This window comes from Pseudomonas sp. BNK-45 (genome assembly GCF_047456255.1).
Lineage (GTDB): Bacteria > Pseudomonadota > Gammaproteobacteria > Pseudomonadales > Pseudomonadaceae > Aquipseudomonas.
In genome coordinates this window covers 3,732,147-3,749,337 of the sequence record NZ_CP179909.1, presented here as the reverse complement: position 1 = coordinate 3,749,337, position 17,191 = coordinate 3,732,147, and the positions used below count along the sequence as shown (strand labels likewise).

The 17,191-nt window shown below is 67.4% G+C and carries 11 protein-coding genes and 1 pseudogene; 3 read left to right on the top strand and 9 right to left on the bottom strand.

Annotation, left to right across the window (positions count from 1 at the left end; all coding sequences use genetic code 11):
- Nucleotides 1-33: 33 nt before the first annotated feature.
- Nucleotides 34-1,425: an MFS transporter gene (locus tag ACMGG8_RS17280; protein WP_060843884.1), complete on the bottom strand. Its 1,392-nt coding sequence runs from the start codon at nt 1,423-1,425 to the stop codon at nt 34-36.
- Nucleotides 1,426-1,507: 82 nt separating this feature from the next.
- Complete coding sequence (gene mdlC, locus ACMGG8_RS17275) at nt 1,508-3,094, bottom strand: benzoylformate decarboxylase (protein WP_414157998.1); 1,587 nt, start codon at nt 3,092-3,094, stop codon at nt 1,508-1,510.
- A gap of 116 nt (nt 3,095-3,210) precedes the next feature.
- On the opposite strand from mdlC, the gene ACMGG8_RS17270 reads away from it, so the two are divergent.
- Complete coding sequence (locus tag ACMGG8_RS17270) at nt 3,211-4,107, top strand: LysR family transcriptional regulator (RefSeq protein WP_060839780.1); 897 nt, start codon at nt 3,211-3,213, stop codon at nt 4,105-4,107.
- Nucleotides 4,108-4,160: 53 nt separating this feature from the next.
- Here ACMGG8_RS17270 and ACMGG8_RS17265 read toward each other — a convergent pair.
- The 6 genes and pseudogenes from ACMGG8_RS17265 to ACMGG8_RS17240 form a co-directional block, all read right to left on the bottom strand.
- Nucleotides 4,161-5,466 (bottom strand): annotated as a pseudogene (locus ACMGG8_RS17265) (MFS transporter); the annotation flags it as partial.
- A 515-nt stretch (nt 5,467-5,981) separates the two neighbouring features.
- Nucleotides 5,982-7,736 (bottom strand): acyl-CoA dehydrogenase, encoded by a 1,755-nt coding sequence (locus tag ACMGG8_RS17260; RefSeq protein WP_414157997.1) that lies wholly within the window; start codon nt 7,734-7,736, stop codon nt 5,982-5,984.
- Between the two features lie 59 nt (nt 7,737-7,795).
- The gene (locus ACMGG8_RS17255) at nt 7,796-9,037 is read right to left on the bottom strand and encodes a thiolase family protein (RefSeq protein WP_414157996.1); all 1,242 of its coding nucleotides are present in this window, start codon (nt 9,035-9,037) and stop codon (nt 7,796-7,798) included.
- On the bottom strand, nt 9,034-10,917 hold the full coding sequence (locus tag ACMGG8_RS17250) for a feruloyl-CoA synthase (RefSeq protein WP_414157995.1): 1,884 nt from the start codon (nt 10,915-10,917) through the stop codon (nt 9,034-9,036). The genes ACMGG8_RS17255 and ACMGG8_RS17250 overlap by 4 nt, the downstream gene beginning before the upstream one ends.
- A gap of 226 nt (nt 10,918-11,143) precedes the next feature.
- Nucleotides 11,144-12,592, bottom strand: a complete 1,449-nt coding sequence (locus ACMGG8_RS17245) for an aldehyde dehydrogenase (RefSeq protein WP_414157994.1) — start codon at nt 12,590-12,592, stop codon at nt 11,144-11,146.
- A 105-nt stretch (nt 12,593-12,697) separates the two neighbouring features.
- The gene (locus tag ACMGG8_RS17240; protein WP_414157993.1) at nt 12,698-13,528 is read right to left on the bottom strand and encodes a p-hydroxycinnamoyl CoA hydratase/lyase; all 831 of its coding nucleotides are present in this window, start codon (nt 13,526-13,528) and stop codon (nt 12,698-12,700) included.
- Nucleotides 13,529-13,735: 207 nt separating this feature from the next.
- On the opposite strand from ACMGG8_RS17240, the gene ACMGG8_RS17235 reads away from it, so the two are divergent.
- Nucleotides 13,736-14,257: a MarR family winged helix-turn-helix transcriptional regulator gene (locus ACMGG8_RS17235; protein ID WP_060839786.1), complete on the top strand. Its 522-nt coding sequence runs from the start codon at nt 13,736-13,738 to the stop codon at nt 14,255-14,257.
- A gap of 21 nt (nt 14,258-14,278) precedes the next feature.
- Here the strand turns inward: ACMGG8_RS17235 and ACMGG8_RS17230 are convergent, their stop codons facing one another.
- Entirely contained in the window at nt 14,279-15,598 is a 1,320-nt protein-coding gene (locus tag ACMGG8_RS17230; protein WP_414157992.1) for an OprD family porin, read from the bottom strand.
- A gap of 332 nt (nt 15,599-15,930) precedes the next feature.
- Between ACMGG8_RS17230 and mhpT the strand changes: the two genes are divergently transcribed.
- Nucleotides 15,931-17,142, top strand: coding sequence for a 3-(3-hydroxy-phenyl)propionate transporter MhpT (gene mhpT, locus ACMGG8_RS17225; protein ID WP_060839788.1), 1,212 nt, complete (start codon nt 15,931-15,933; stop codon nt 17,140-17,142).
- The last annotated feature ends 49 nt before the right edge of the window (nt 17,143-17,191 follow it).

The window sequence follows — 17,191 nt, the reverse complement described above, 5'->3', positions numbered from 1 at the left end:
CTCCTGATGGAATGAGCCTTTCAAGGGCCACGTTCATGACTGGCCCGGCAGGCGCCGGGGAATGTGCCGGCGCACGATCAGCAACGCGATCAGCGCCATGAGCATCACCGCGCCCAGCAGTGTCAGGTAGCCCTGGGCGCCGCCCCGGGTGATCACCAGGGCCCCGGCGAAGGCACTGAGGATCGCCCCCAGGCGCCCGAAGGCCAGGGCCGAGGCGGTGCCGGTGGCGCGCACGCCGGTGGGGTAGATAAAGGCACACAGCGCATACATGGTGGACTGCACCGCGTTGACGAACAGGCCGTGCACGCCGAAGCCGAAGATCAGCAAGCCGGTGTGCTGATGGATATCCACCCCCTGCAAGGCAAAGGCGCTGGCCGCGCCGCCGGCACAGCAGATCAGCAACGGCCAGAACGAGCCCCAGCGGGTGATGGCCACCGCACAGACCAGCGCGCCGATGACCCCGCCGAGGTTGTAGGCGGTCAACCCGGAACCGGCCACCGACAGCTCCAGGCCTTCAGCCAGGAGCATGGTCGGCAGCCAGCTGAAGGCGCTGTAGACCGCGGTCAGGCACATGAAGAAGGCCACCCAGAGGGCCAGGGTGTCGCGCCCGTAGCCCCGGTCGAACAGACTGCGGAAACCGCCCTGCTTCTCGCTCTTCTGCTCCAGGGCATCGCTGTAGCTCACCCCGGCGGCCATGGGCCGGCCCATGCGCCCCAGCAACGCGCTCAACTCCCCCCAGCGCTGCGGTCGGCGCGCCAGAAAGCGCGGCGACTCCGGCAGGGTCACCAGCAACAGCAGGGCGAGCACCATGGGCAGGCTGCCACCGATGAAGAACAAGGTGCGCCAGCCATACAGCGGCAATACCCGGGAGGCGAACAGCCCCGCCAGCATCCCGCCCAGGGGCACGCAGACGATGGTCGCGGTCACCGCCAGGGTGCGCCGCCGCGCCGGGGTGAACTCCGCCGTCACCGTGGTCGCGCTGGGCAGCGCGCCTCCGATGCCCAGGCCGGCGATGAAGCGCAAGACCGCCACCGCCAGCGCATTGGGCGCCAGGCCAATGGCGCAGGTGGCCGCGCCAAACACGAACACGCTGGCGATGACCGCCATGCGCCGGCCGAAACGATCGGCGAACAGTCCGGCACAGGCACTGCCGATGCCCATGCCGATCAGCCCGGCGGCCACCGCCGGGGCGAACGCCTCGCGGGTGATGCCCCATTCCTTGATCATCAGCGGAATGGCAAAACCGATCAGTTGACCGTCGAAGCCGTCCATGACGATGGACAGCGCCGCCAACAGCACCACCAGCTTCTGCATGCCGGTGAAGGGGCCCTGGTCGAGCAAGGTGCCGATGTCGGCATGGGAGGGAGCGCAACGCGCCGACTGGGGCGCATCGTCTATCGCTGCTGTGACCGAAGTCGTGTTCATATCCACCTCTTTTTATTCTTCTGGTGAGTCCGCAAGCTGCGGTGGGCAAGGCCGGGCACCGGGCCCGGCGACAAGGCTGTCTTCAGGGTTCGATGGTCAGGGTCGGCACCTCGATCAGTACCGGGCGCTGGCCCGCCAGGGCCGCGGCAAACGCCTCGGCAAACGCTTCGCGGGTGTTGGCCTGCACCGCGTGCACGCCGTAGCCGCGGCCGATGGCGCAGAAGTCCAGGCCCGGCACGTCCAGCCCCGGCGCATCGCTGACCTGCAGCACATCGGCGAACCAGCGCAGGGCGCCGTAGGTGCCGTTCTTGAGAATGATGAACACCACCGGGATCTGGTACTGGACGGCGGTCCACAGCGCGGTGATGCCGTAATTGGCCGAACCGTCGCCGATGATCCCGATCACCCGCCGCTCGGGCCGGGCCAGTTGCACCCCCACCGCCGCCGGCAGGCCGAAGCCCAGGCCGCCAGCCGCCGGAAAGTAGTAACTGCCGGGCTCGCGCATCTCCACCCGCTGCCAGAAGGCACCGACGGTGGAGGTGGATTCCTTGACGTAGATCGCATCCCTGGGCGCCAGCTCGTTGATCACGTCGAACACGGTTTCCGGGCGCAGCAGGCCGCCGGTTTCCTCGACCGGCGCCGGTGCCGGCAAGGCTGGCGGCTGCGGCCGGTCGCACTCCGGCAGCGCCCAGACCAGGGCCTGCAAGGTCTCGGCGATGTCCCCTACCAGCGCATCGCCCATGGGCGAGCGTGCCGCTTCGCCGGGGTCGCAAGTGATGTGCAGCAGCTCGCAACCCTCGGGCAGGTAGTCCCCCGGGGCGAACTGGTGGTAACGGAACACCGGGGCGCCCACCACCAGGATCAGGTCATGCTCCGCCAGGCAGCGGCTGATGCCGGCGATGGCCGCCGGCAGCACCCCGCGAAAGCTCGGGTGGCGGGTCGGGAACGGGCAACGGGACGCGGACGGCGCGACCCAGGCCGGCATGCCGAGTCTTTCCGCCAGTTGCACCGCCAGGTGGTTGCTCTGGCTGCCGTCCACATCCGGCCCCAGCACCAACACCGGGTTGCGCGCTGCCACCAGACGCTGCACCAGCTGGCGCAATTGCGCCGCCGAAGGCAGCCCGGCCGTGGCCACCTGGCGCCGGGCCAGGTGCTCGACCCCGGCCGGGGCGGCGCGGCCCCAGTCGTCGTAGGGAATCGACAGGTACACCGGGCCCTTGGGCGCCTGGCTGGCCATGTGGATGGCCTGGCTCAGGGCCCGGGGCACATCCTCGGCGCAGGCCGGTTCATGGCTCCACTTGACCAGGGGCTTGGGCAACTGCGCGGCATCGACATTGGCCAGCATGGCTTCGACGCCGATCATCGAGCGCACCTGCTGGCCGGCGGTGATCACCAGCGGGCTGTGGGAGTACCAGGCATTGGTCAGCGCGCCCATGCCGTTGCCGGTGCCGGCCGCCGCATGCAGGTTGACGAACGCCGGCTGGCCGCTGGCCAGGGCGAAGCCGTCGGCCATGCCGACCACCGCGCCTTCGTGCAGGCCGAGGATGTAGCGGAAGTCTTCGGGAAAGCCCTTGAGAAAGGGCAACTCGTTGGAACCCGGGTTGCCGAACACCGTGGTCAGGCCGTGTTGCCGGAGGATGTCGTAGGAAGCGCTATGGACGGTTTTCATAGGGACCTTTGCCGCTGCTTTTTTAGAATTTGAGTTACTCTTGCAGCCGCGATGAAATTGATCAAATCGATACTATTTCTATTAAAAATAAGATCTATCTATATCCATGAGACAGCATGAGCCACATCGATCTGAACCTGATCCGCACCTTCGTCACCCTCTACGAAGCCCGCAGCGTGACCCTGGCCGCCGAGCGCCTGTTCGTCACCCAGCCCTCGGTCAGCTACGCCCTGGCGCGGCTGCGGGACCTGTTCGACGACGGCCTGTTCAGCCGCAGCCGCGACGGCATCCAGCCCAGCCAACTGGCCGATGAGCTGTACCCGCCCCTGCGCGAATCCCTGACCCGGATCGAAAACACCGTGCACAGCACCCGGCACTTCGACCCGGCGACCACCGAGCGACGCTTTCGCATCGCCCTCTCCGACCTCGGCGAAATGGGCTTTCTGCCGCTGATCCTGGCGCGCCTGAACCAGCAGGCCCCGGAGGCCGAAGTCGAGGTCCTGCCGCTGCAGGTGGACCAGGCCGGGGAATGGCTCGGCAGCGCCAAGGTCGACGCGCTGATCTGCCGCAAGCCCCTGACCGGCACCCGCAGCCAGGTACTGATCCGCGAGCGCTACGTGTGCCTGCTCAGCGACCGCCACCCGCGCATCGGCGAACACCTGAGCCTGGAACAATTCCTCGCCGAACGGCACATCGCCGTGACCCGCACCACCGGCCACGGCAGCGTCGAGGACGTGCTCAAGCAAATGAACGCCACGCGCCGCATCAGCCTGCAGGTGCCGCACTTCTCGGTGCTGCCCAAGGTCCTGCCCGGCACCGACCTGCTGGCGGTGCTGCCGGCGCAGATCGCCCGCCTGTTCACCCTCGAAGGCGGCCTGCGGCAACTGGAGCTGCCGTTCCCGGTGGGGGAGTTCGACGTGTCCCTGCACTGGCACCCCAACAGCGACAGCTCCGCCGCCCTGACCTGGTTCCGCCAGACCGTGGCCGCGGCGATCATCGACGGCCAGGCGTGAAGCGGTGCCCGCGGGCGCATCCGGTTGCGCAGGCTAGGCCAGGGCCGCTTGCGCCTGCGGCGGCGCCGGGCGCAGCAGCAACAGGCAAGCCGCCGCCAGCACGAAGACCACGGCAAACACCCCGTACAGGTGCAGCGGCTGCCAGCCGGCATCCAGCAGCACCCCGGCCACCGTCGGCGAGACAATCGCGCCGATGCGTCCGATGCCGATCCCCCAGCCCACCCCGGTAGCCCGCACCGAAGCGTCGTAGACCACCGGCGACAAGGCATACAGCCCGGCCACGCAGCCGTTGGCGAACAGCCCGATCAGCAGCCCCAGGCCCAGGGCTGCGGCAATCGACGAGGCGCTGCCGACAAACAGCACCAGGAGCCCGGCGGTCACCAGCATGAACAGCGACAGCACCCGGGTCAGCGGCCAGCGTGAAGACAAGCCGCCGATCAGCGCCGCGCCGAAGATCCCGCCGACACTCAGCAGCACCCCGCCGGTGATCCCCTGCTGCGCCGAGAGCCCGGCGGCCACCAGCAGTTTCGGGGTCCAGCTCATGACGAAGTAGAAGCCGAACATCACCAGGAAAAACAACAGCCAGATCAGCAGCGTGGTGCGCCGCATCGGCCCGGCGAACAGCTGGCCGAAGCCGCTGCCGGCGCCCTCCTCGCGCAGCGCCGCCGCGGGCAGCCGCGCCAGCGTCGGGTGCCCCAGGCGCTGGGCCAGGCGATTGACCCGCGGTAACGCATCGGCCGGGCGCCGGGCCAGGAGAAAGTCCAGGGATTCGGGGAGCCAGAGCAGCACCAGGGGGATCACCAGCAGGGTGACGACGCCGCCAAACACAAACACCGAGCGCCAGCCCCAATGGCTCAGCAGCCACACCGCCAGCAAGCCGCCCAGGGTCGCCCCCAGGGCATAGCCGGTGGATTGCAGGCTCACCGCCAGCCCCCGCCAGCGGCGGCTGGCGTATTCGGCGGCGATCACGTTGCTGCTGGCCAGGATGCCGCCGATGCCCAAGCCGGTCAGGCCGCGCAACAACGCCAGTTGCAACGGACTCTGGCTGGTGGCCGAAAGCAGCATGCCGACACCGGACAGCAACAGGCACCCCAGAATCAGCGGCCGGCGCCCGAAGCGATCGGCCCAGGGCGCGATAAACAGCGAACCGCCGGCCATGCCGAACAACCCGGCACTGAGCAACAGGCCGATCTGCGCGCCGTTGAGTTGCCACTCGGCGGACACCGAGGCGGCGGTGAAGGCCATCACCAGCACATCGAAGCCGTCGATCATGTTGAGGACGATGCAGATACCGATCGCCAGGCACTGGAACGCCCCCATCGGCCCCTGATCGAGCCGTTGCTTGAGATCACCGTTCATGGCCGCACCTGCCGTTCGGCCACGAGCCGAAGCGCAACACCCAGCGAACCTGTGCACACAGACAGCCAGCGCGCGCCAGCCAGGCGGCTGCACGCCGTCGAAAAGACATTCATGACGAAACCCTTTTTGTTGTTTTTATTGCGGACGGTCAGGAGGGCTCCTGCCATCGCCAGGTCGCCAATAAAGCGCTTAATGGATCCATTAGCAAGGGATAAGCGGGCTGAAAAGGCTGCTCAAAAACCCCTTGGCCAGCCATGGACGGGGTCAATTTCCATAAGGATCAAACGCTTAGGTGCCCGACACGGCGCCGGGATTAGCGGGCGATTATCGGCCAACCAAGCGTGTGGCGAGGGAGCTTGCTCCCGTTCGATGGCGCAGCCATCGCACAGCCTGCGGGTGCGGTAGGCCTGGAAACGCTCGCCGGCCAGCGATGGGGGGCGCTGCGCACCCCAGCGGGAGCAAGCTCCCTCGCCACAAGGTTTGCCCCTTGATTGGATCCATTAATCTGCATCACCTCAGATAAACGCCAACCCTGCCCGGGCGCTGCGCACCGCCGTCATCCGCTGTTCGACCCGGGGCAACAGGTAGCTGAAAAAGAACCCCGCCGTCTCCAGCTTGGCCCCACGCAGCGGGTCGCCCTCGGGCAGCCTGCGCGACACCCGTGCCGCCCGGGTCCAGGCCAGTGCCAGCAGGCTCAGGCCACACAACGCCAGAAAATCCCCGGCCGCGCGATACGGGTACTCGGCATCCTCCAGCGCCCACTGCTGCACCTGGGCCACCAGTGCCTGCAACGCCTCGGCCAGATCCGCCAACGACCGGGCGAACCCCGCGCACTCGGGCACCTGGGCGCTGTGCCCGGCCTCATCGCGCAATTGTTCAAGCAACAGCGCGAAGCCCTGTCCGCCATCCCCCAGCACCTTGCGCAACAGCAGGTCGTTGGCCTGAATCTCGTTGCTGCCTTCGTAGATCATGGCGATGCGGCTGTCGCGCAGGGTCTGCTCGATGGCGAACTCGGCGACGTAGCCGTAGCCGCCGAAGACCTGCAAGGCGTTGCTGGCCTGACGAAAGCCCTGCTCGGTAAAGAACGCCTTGATGATCGGCGTCAGCAGTTGCGCCAGCTGATCGGCCTGGCGCCGGACCGGGGGTTCAGGGTGATGCTCGGCCTGATCCAGCAAGTGCGCGGCCCAGTAGCCGATGGCCCGCAGGCCTTCGCTGGTGGCGCGCAATTCCAGCAGCACGCGGCGCATGGCCGGGTGGTAGCGAATCGGGTCGGCGGCCTGGGCAGCAACCCCGGCGGGGCGCAACGGCGCACGCATCTGCTGGCGTTCGCCGGCGTAGTCACGGGCGTTCTGCCACGCCGCTTCGACATGCCCCAGGCCTTGCAGACCCACGTGCAGGCGCGCCGAATTCATCATCACGAACATCGCCGCCAGGCCGCGATGGGCCTCGCCCACCAGCCAGCCCTGGGCCGCCTCGAACACCAGGGAACAGGTGGCGCTGCCCTTGATCCCCATCTTGTGTTCGATGCCGTCGCAGCGCACGCCGTTGCCCTGGCCCCGCTCCAGGCGCTTGGGCACCAGGAACAGCGAGATCCCGCGGCTGCCCTCCGGCGCGCCCGGCAGCCGGGCCAGTACCAAATGCAGGATGTTGTCGGTGAGGTCATGCTCGCCGCCGGAAATGAACAGCTTGCTGCCGCTGAGGCGATAGCTGCCGTCGGCCTGGGGCTCGGCGCGACAGCGCAACAGGCCGACATCACTGCCGGCCTGGGGCTCGGTCAGGCACATGGTGGGCAGGCTTGCGCCGCTGATGATCTCGGGCAGGTAGCGCTCCTGGAGCCAGGGCGCGCCGTGGGTCTTGAGGCACAGGTAGGCGCCGTGGGCGATGCCGGTGTACATGGCCCAGGCGTGGTTGCTGGCATAGAGCATCTCTTGCAGCGCCGCGTCCAGCAGTTGCGGCAGGCCCTGGCCACCCAGGGCTTCGGCGCAGGCCAGGGCCGGCCAGCCGCCCTCGACATAGGCCCGATAGGCCTCGGCAAACCCCTGCGGGGTGCTGACCTGCCCGTCCGCCCACCGGCAGCCCTGGCGATCGCCGCTGGCGTTCAGCGGCGCCAGCACGTCCTGGCTGAAACGCCCGGCCTGCTCCAGCACCTGCAGCGCCAGGGGCAGGTCCAGCGCGTCGAACGCCGGGCTCCGACGCCACGCCTCGGGGGCCTCCAGCCAGTGCTCAAGGACAAATTGCATATCGCGCAGCGGCGCCTGGTAGCTCCACATGGGGACACCTCATCGAGTAGAAATAGAATGACCCGCCAGGGGCGGCGGGCCGGTCGGGCTCAGCCGCGCCAGGCCGGGTTTTCGATCAGCAGCGCCATGCCCTGGCCGCCTCCCACGCAGGCGGCGGCGATTCCGTAGCGCAGGTTGTGTTCGCGCAGTTGCCGGGCCAGGGTCAGCACCAGGCGCAGGCCGCTGGCGGCCAGGGGGTGCCCCAGGGCCAGGGAGCCGCCCCGGGCATTCAGGCGGTCACTGTCCAGCTCCAGCTCCCGGGCCACGGCCAGTACCTGGGCCGCCTGAGCCTCGTTGATTTCAAGGCGACCGATCTGCTCCAGGCCCAGGCCGCTGCGCTGCAGGAGCAGGCGGATCGCCGGGGCCGGACCGATGCCCATGCACTCCGGCGCCACCCCGACCACCGCACTGCCCAGCAACAGCGCCAGGGGCGTCGTGCTGCAGGCCGACGCCCGCCCAACCAGGGCCGCCGCCGCGCCATCGACCACCGCGCAACTGTTGCCGGCGGTCTGCACCCCGCCCTCGTGGATCGTCCGCAAGCGCGCCAGGGCAGACAGCTCACCAGGGCGCGGATGACTGTCCCGGCTGACCGTCTCGACACCCCGTGGCAGGCGAATGCCGCGCGGTCGATAGCCGTCGAGCTCAAAGGCCTGCTGGCTTACGGCGACGATTTCCGGCGCGAACCAGCCCGCCTGCTGCGCCGCCAGGGCCCGCTGATGGCTGGCGCAGGCATAGCCGTCCACAGCTTCGCGGGTCAGGCCATAACGCCGCGCCAGGTTGTCGGCGGTGGCGATCATGTCCAGCCCCGGCGCCGGGTCGTACAGCGCCTCCCATAAGAAATCCTTGAACTGCACCGCCGCCCCCAGGCGAAAGCCGCCGCGATGGGTGTAGGCGGCAATCGGGTTGCGCGACATCGATTCACTGGCCACGCACAACGCCAGTTGCACCTCGCCCCGCAGCTGCTCGGCCGCCTGGCGCAACAGCTCGAAACCGGTGGCGCAGATGCGCTGCACCCCCAGGGCCGGCACCGCTTGCCCGACGCCGCTGTACAGGCCGATGTGCCGGGGCAGCAGGTAGGCGTCGAAACTGGCCTGGGCCATGGAGCCGGCCAGCACGCTGTCCACCGCCCGGGCATCGATGCCGGCGCGCTGCAGTACCTCGCGGCCGACCTTGATCCCCAGATCGATCGGCGAGATCTCCGCCAGGTCCCCGCCAAGGTCGAGCCAGGGCGTGCGCAACGCTTCCAGGATCGCCACATCGGCAAACTCGCTGTACTGCCCGGCGCCGTTCATGGCTTGGGCTCGGCGCGCAGGATCGACGGCTCGCGGCCGCGATACAGGTCCTCGACCTGCTCGGCGCGCCACTGCAACACCGCGCGCTGGTTGATCGAGCCCTTGTCGGTGATTTCCCCGCGGTCGATGGACGCCGGCTCCACCTGCAGGGCGATCCACTCCAGGCGGCTGGCGTTGCCGCTGGCCTCGCGGTTCAGGCGCTGCAACCAGTCGCCGAACCACTGGCGTACCGGCGCGCTGGCCAGCACCTGGGCATCGCTGGCCTCGGCGCCCAGCGCCGCCAGCCGCCGGCATTCATACAGGCGCGGGAACACCAGGGCCCCCAGGCACTCGCGGTCCGGGGCGGCCACCACCAGGTCCTGGACATAGGGCGAGCCTTCGAGCACCGCGCGATTGCGCAGCGGGCCGACGCTGACAAAGACCCCGGACGACAACTTGAAATCCTCGGCAATGCGCCCGTCGAACATCAGCCCCAGCTGCGGGTCCTGGGGATCGGCGAGCTTGAGTGCATCCCCCGAGCAATAGAAGCCCTGGGCGTCGAACACCTCGGCGGTCTGCTGCGCCGCGCGCCAGTAGCCGGGCATGATGTGCGGCCCGCGAAAGCGCCCCTCGAGCTTGCCGTCCACCGGCACCAGGCGCACTTCGCACCCCGGCGCCGGCAGGCCGATGTAGCCGGCCATCGACAGCGGCCCGGTGGTGAAGGTGCAGGACGGCGCGGCCTCGGTCATGCCGAGCCCGGCCATCATGCGGATGCGTTCGCCGCAATGCTGCTCGGCGACCCGGTCGAGACGGTCCCAGACACTTTGCGACAGCCCGGCGGCGGCGAAGAAGAACAGGCTCATGCGCTTGAAAAAACACTCGCGCAGCTCGGCGTCCTGCTCCAGGGCGTTGACCAGCTCCTCCCAGCCCTTGGGCACGGTCAGGTAGGCGGTGGGGGAAATCTCCTTGAGGTTGCGCAAGGTCTCGGCAAAGCCCTGGGCCGTGGGCTTGCCGTCGTCCAGATAAAAACTGCCGCCGTTGTAGAGCACGATGCCGACGTTATGGCTGCCACCGAAGGTGTGGTTCCAGGGCAACCAGTCCACCAGCACCGGCGGCTCTTCGCCGAACACCGGGAAGGTCTGCAACAGCATCTGCTGGTTGGCGCAGAGCATGCGCTGGGTGGTGATCACCGCCTTGGGCAGCTTGGTCGAGCCCGAGGTGAAGAGAAACTTGGCGATGCTGTCCGGCCCGGTGGCGGCAAAGGCCGCATCGGCCTCGGCCCCACCGGGCTCGGCCAGCAGGCTGGCGAAGCTCGCCTGGCGTCGCCCCGGCACCTGACCACGCACGCAGATCAGCGGCGTCTCGGGGGGCAGCACCGCGTCGATGGCCCGCTGGTAGGCGCCAGCATCGCTGACAAACACCAGCCCCGGCTGCAACAGGTCGCAGACATGGCGCAGCTTGGCAAAGTCCTGGGACAGCAGCGAATAGGCCGGCGACACCGGGCAATAGGGAATCCCGGCGTACATCGCGCCCAGGGCCAGTTGCAGGTGTTCGATGTCATTGCCCGAAAGCAGCGCCAGCGGCTTGTCGGCGGACAACCCGTAGCCGAGCAGGCCCTGGGCGATGGCGCGCACGCTGTCGAGCATCTGCCCATAGCTGACCCGGCTCCAGTCGCCGCCGGCCTCGCGGGCGGCAATGAAGGTCTGCTCGGGGCGCACCCGGGCCCAGTGCAGCAGGCGATCGAGCAAGCGCTGCGGCAAGGGCGCCAGGGGTTCCAGGGAGCGCATGTGCAACACGCCCTGCTCTTCACTGACGGCAACCGCCGGCCGGCCGATGGACACCTGGCGGTAACGCGGCGGCTCGGCCGCGGGTGGGGATGGCGCTCTGAATTGGCAACTCACGTACATGTCCTCCATCAAGGCACGCCTGCGCCGCGCACGCAGGGCGACGGCTGGCAAGCGTGGCAGCCGATGGCTGCGGCCTTGTTATTGTTATGCCCTGCCTGCACACGGGCCGCGTGCTCAAGAACCTGCTTGCGATCTGCTGCGCTTGGCTGACGCGGCGTTAAAAAGCGTTGTTCGCCAGATCGAAAGCCGGTTCAGAGGGCACCGCGCCCGTGGCGACGGATCAGATCGGGTAGTGCCGCGGGCCGTTCTGCAAGGTGACCCAGCGCAATTGGGTGAAGTGCTCGATCGAGGCCTTGCCGCCAAAACTGCCGTAGCCGCTGGACTTGACGCCGCCAAACGGCATCTGCGCCTCGTCGTGCACGGTGGGCCCGTTGATGTGGCAGATGCCCGACTCGACCCGTTGCGCCAGGGCCAGGGCCCGCCCGGTGTCGCGGCTGAAAATCGCCGCCGACAGGCCGAACTCGGAGTCGTTGGCCAGACGCAGCAACTCTTCATCGCCGCTGCCGCGCAGCAGCACCGCCACCGGTCCGAAGGACTCCTCGCGGTACAGGCGCATCGATGCGGTGACGCCGTCGAGCAGGTTCGGCTGCAGAATGCTGCCGTCCAGTTGCCCGCCGACCACCAGCCGCGCGCCCTGCTCCAGGGCATCGTCGATCAGTGCCCGGATACGCGTGCCGGCGCTGGCATCCACCAGCGAACCGAGCACCGAATCTGCGGCCGCCGGGTCGCCGGCGCGCAGGCTCTCGACCTTGGCCGCCAGCTTGGCGACGAAGGCATCGGCCACCTTGGCATCGACGATCAGGCGCTCAGTGGACATGCAGATCTGTCCCTGGTTGAAGTAGGCACCAAACGCCGCGGCCGCGACGGCCGCGTCCAGGTCGGCATCGTCCAGCACCAGCAGCGGCGCCTTGCCGCCCAGCTCCAGCAAGGCCGGCTTGAGGTGGCGCGCCGCAAGCTCGCCGACAATCCGCCCGACATGGGTCGAACCGGTGAAGTTGACCCGGCGCACCGCCGGGTTGGCGATCAGCCGCTCGACAATCGCCGCGGCATCGGCCGGGGCATTGCTGATGACGTTGACCACGCCATCGCCCAGGCCGGCGTCCTGCAGCACCTGGCCGATCAGGCGATGCACCGCCGGGCTCAGTTCGGAAGCCTTGAGCACCACGCTGTTGCCACAGGCCAGGGGCATGGCGATGGCCCGGGTGGCGAGAATCACCGGGGCGTTCCACGGGGCGATGCCCAGCACCACGCCACAGGGTTGGCGCAGGGCCATGGCGAAACTGCCGGGAACATCCGAGGGAATGACTTCGCCGTTGATCTGGGTGGTCATCGACGCTGCTTCACGCAGCATGTTGGCCGCCAGGCGGACGTTGAAGCCGTACCAGTTGGCCATGGCCCCGGTCTCGCCGGCGGCGGCAATGAATTCGCCGCTGCGGGCCTGCAATTGCTCGGCGGCCCTGAGCAGACGGCTGCGGCGTTCGTTGGGGGCCAGGGCCGCCCAGGCGGGGAATGCGGCCTGGGCCGCGGCCACGGCGGCGTCGGCATCGTCCAGGGTCGCGGCGGCCACGCGCGATACCACCGCGCCGGTCACCGGGTTGCGGCGTTCGAAGGTTCGACCGTCGCCGGCGGGGCGCGACTGGCCACCGATCAGCAGGGGCACGTCCAGCATGGTGATTCCTCTTGTTGTCTTTGTCGGGAATGCAGCGCAGCGGTGTAACAGTAAGGCCAGGGGCATGGCGAACGGCGGGATGGGCCCGCCGTTCGCCGGCCGGGCTCAGCGTTTATACGCCTGCAGGCCGGGCTTGATGCTCTTCTCGTCAAGAAACTGCTTCATGCCCTGCTCGCGGCCGCCTTCGGTGTCCAAAAGGCGCGACTGATCGAGCTTGGCGTACAGGTAGTCTTCGTTCTGCTCCCAGGTCAGCTCGCGGCAACGCTTGAAGCCGTGCTTGGCGGCACGCAGCACCACCGGGTTCTTCTCCAGCAGATTGCGCGCCAGCTCGATGGTGACATCACGCAGTTGCGCCAGGGGCACGCTTTCATTGACCAGGCCCATCTCGGCGGCTTTCTGCCCGCCAAAAGTCTTGCCGGTCATGATGTAGTACAGCGACTGACGATGACCCACGGTGTCGGCCATGGCCTTGCTCACCAGGTTGCCCGGCGGGATGCCCCAGTTGATTTCCGAGAGGCCGAAGGTCGCCTCATCGGCGCAGATCGCCAGGTCGCAGGCCACCAGCGGGCTGAAGCCGCCACCGAAGCACCAGCCGTTGACCATGGCGATGGTCGGCTTGGCGTACATGCGCAGCAGTTTCCACTGCCACTGGGAGGCTTCGCGACGGATTTTTTCCTGAAGGATCTCCGGCCCGGCATCCACCTCGCGAAAGTACTCCTTGAGGTCCATGCCGGCGGTCCAGGCTTCACCGGCGCCAGTCAGCACCAGCACGCCGGCGGCCGGGTCCTGCTCCAGGGTTTCCAGCACGTCGATCATTTCCCGGTTCAGGGTCGGGCTCATGGCGTTGCGTTTTTCCGGGCGATTGAGGATGACCCAGGCAATGCCCTCTTCGATTTCGACCTTGACCGTTGTCCAGCGACCTTCGTAGTTGCTCATGGCGATGCTCTCTTGTTCTGGCTTGAAGATGGGTCGAAATTAAACCGCAAAATTAGTTATGTCAATTAACTATTAATCTGATTAACCATTTTTCTTCATCGCGGAAAAATCCTTCTGCAACGCCTGCCAACACAGGCAAACGTAGCTATCAGCGGCCGACCCCGGCAAACTGGATAGCCTTGTTAACCGACCCAGGATGTTTTTGTCATGGCCAAGCCCGCTCCCCTCGCCGACCCGCGCGAGGCCCCACCCGCCAACGCCGAGGTCCAGGCGCCGCTGGATTCGGCCCTGGACGAACTGATTGGCTACGCCATGCGTCGCGCCCAGCTCAAGCTGTTCCAGAACCTGATCGGCCGGCTCTCGGTCCACGACCTGCGGCCCGCGCAGTTCTCGGCCCTGGCGATCATCGACAGCAACCCGGGGCTGATGCAGGCCGACCTGGCTCGCGCCCTGGCCATCGAGCCGCCGCAAGTGGTGCCCCTGCTCAACAAACTGGAAAGCCGCGCGCTGGCGGTACGGGTGCGCTGCAAGCCGGACAAGCGCTCCTACGGGATCTTCCTCAGCAAGACCGGCGAAACCCTGCTCAAGGAGCTCAAGCAGATCGCCGCGCAAAGCGACGTCGACGCCACCTCGGCCTTGAGTGGCGAGGAGCGCGAAGAACTGCTGCGCCTGCTGAAGAAGGTTTACCAGGACCAAAGCCAAGGTGCCGGCACAGGGCCGGCACGCTGAGGCGGCAAGGTGCTTGCGGGCCTACCAGATCGGCAAGGTGTAGAGCACCAGGAAGCGGGTCTGGTTTTCATCGCGGAACGCCGCGCCCGCCGGAAAATCATTGCGATAGATCGACTTGCGCGCCACCAGCCCGAGGTTCTTCAACGGACCGCTCTGCAGCACGTACCCCAACTCCATCTGAAACTCGCGCTCCTTGCGGTCGCTGGCATTGAAGGCCGCCAGCTCGATATGGTCGCCGCGCACGTAACGCAGCCGACTCTTGAGCCCGGGCAGGCCGGAGGCGGCAAAGTCATAGTCGTAGATGGCTTGCCAGGTGCGCTCCTTGGCGTTGAGAAAGTCCGAACTCATGGTCAGCTCGCTCATGCCCATCAACTCGGTGCCGGAGATGTAGGGCGTGGCCGTGTCGCCACTGGAATGCATGTAGCCCAGGCTCACCCGGTGCCCGCCGACTTTGTAGCCGAACAGCGCCGAGAGGTTGCGGTTATCGACCCGGCCGGCCTTGGCGCTGCCGTCTTCCCGGCTGAAAAAACTGCGCAGGTCGCTGCTCAGCACGCCATCGCCCAGGGGCAGGTTGTGCAGCAGGGCCAGGGTGTCCTGCTGGTAGAGGTCGGCCACCTGGGCGTGATAGGCGCGCAGGCCGAGGTCCTTGTTGACCTGGTAGTCGCCCCCCAGGTACGCCAGGTGCGAGGTGCTGGCCGTGGCATTGAAACGCCGGTTGGGCGAGGCAATGGTCATGGCCTGGTAGTCGGTGGAGTCGCGCTTGTTGATGCGGTCGATGTAGCCGGTGTTGAGGGTCAGGCCGTCGATGTCCCTGGAGCTCAGGGTGGTGCCGCGAAAGGTCTGCGGCAGCAGGCGCGACGGGCTGGCAAAGGCGAACGGCAGGAAGATCGAGACATCGCCGGTCTTCACCGTGGTCTGGGCAAAGCGCAGTTTGGCGGTGGGCGCCAGCCGCGAGTATTCATCCGCGGCGCGCTTGTCGCTGGCCGACACCGGCAGCAGTTCGGTGCCGCTGCGGTCCGGCGAGGAGTCGAGCTTGACCCCCAGCAGCCCGCGCACATCCAGGCCGAAACCGACGCTGCCCTCGGTGAACCCCGACTCCATGTTCATGATGAAACCCTGCGCCCATTCCCGGGCGGCAGTCTTCGCCCCATCGTCCTTGTAGTCGCGATCCAGGTAGTAATTGCGCAAGGTCAGGGTGCCGTGGCTGTCGTCGATAAAACCCGCCGCCCGGACTGGGCCGGACAACAGGCTCAAGCCCAGCAAGGCCAGAGCCAGCCGCGTGGGGAGACTGGGCACACAGGAAGCTGACGCCGCAACGGCGTTGGTGGGGAGATTTGGCATGTCCGATGTCCATTTTTTGTTGTTGTTTTAGGGGGCGAACGAGGGCCTGGCAGCCGACGTCGCGGACAGAGAATGGAAACAGCCCAAGCCTGACGTCAACCGCAAATGACCGATAATCGAACATTAATAATATTATCTATTTTTACAGGAAATCCTTATTGATAGTTTATCTATCTGATTTAAATGGCTTTATTTGCATTTATTGGCCGAAATCAAGGCGCTGTTCATTTTTTAGTTATCTTTGTTATCTTAATCGCCAGCCACCAGCGCCGGCGCATTCAGGCCCGGCGTCCGACTGGCCACCACAACAAAAACAACAATGAGGTTTGCCCATGGACAGTCCATCGCGTCGTTCGACGCTGACCATCGCTTTGTGCTTTATCGTTGCGCTGATCGAGGGGTTCGATCTGCAGGCGGCCGGCACCGCCGCCGCCGGATTGCGCCAGAGCTTCGCCCTGGATCCGAAGATGATGGGCTGGGTGTTCAGCGCCGGGATCATCGGCCTGCTGCCCGGGGCATTCTTCGGCGGCTGGGTCGCCGACCGTATCGGGCGCAAGAAGATCCTGGTCGGCGCGGTGCTGCTGTTCGGCCTGTTCTCGCTGTGCACGGCCTACGTCGAGAGCTATTCGAGCCTGCTGCTGGTGCGCTTCATGACCGGCCTCGGCCTCGGCGCGGCGCTGCCCAACCTGATCGCCCTGTGCGCCGAAGCGGTCAGCGAACGCCGCCGGGGCACGGCCATCAGCGTCATGTACTGCGGCGTGCCCCTGGGTGGCGCGCTGGCGGCGGTGGTGGCGATGTTCTCCAGCGAACATTGGCAGACCACCTTCATCATCGGCGGCCTGGCGCCGCTGCTGGTGGTGCCGCTGATGGCCGGGTTGCTGCCCGAATCCAGTGCCTTTCGCCAACACACCGCCAGTGCCGGCACCCAGCGCGCCTCCACCGCCCAGGCGCTGTTCGGCGCAGGTCGCGCGCGCACCACGCTGGCCCTGTGGCTGAGCTACTTCTTCACCCTGACCGTGATGTACATGCTGCTCAACTGGCTGCCCTCGCTGCTGCTCGAACAGGGCTTCAGCAAACCCCAGGCGGGCCTGGTGCAGATGCTGTTCAACATCGGCGGCGCCCTCGGCTCGCTGCTCGGCGGCCTGCTGCTGGACCGCTGCAACGGGCTCAAGGTGGTGCTGTTCGTGTACGCCGGGTTGCTGGCGGCGCTGGCCGGGGTCGGGCTGTCGCAGGGCATTGCGCCCATGGCCCTGGCCGGATTTGCCGCGGGGCTGTTCGTGATGGCCGCACAATTGGTGCTCTACGCGCTGGCACCGCCCTCCTACCCGACCGCGGTGCGTGCCACCGGCGTGGGCGCTGCCGTGGCCATCGGCCGCCTGGGCTCGGTGGCCGGGCCCCTGGCCGCCGGGCAGATCCTCGCCGCCGGCGCCGGCACCGCCGGGGTTTTGCTGGCCACCTCGCCAGGGCTGGTCATCGCTGCGCTGTCGATCCTCACGGTCATCGCCCGGGCCAACGCCACGCCCGAGCTCAAGCCTGCGCATTGAACCTTGCACAGGGCGGTTACCGGGCTCCCGGTAACCGCGGCACCAAGCT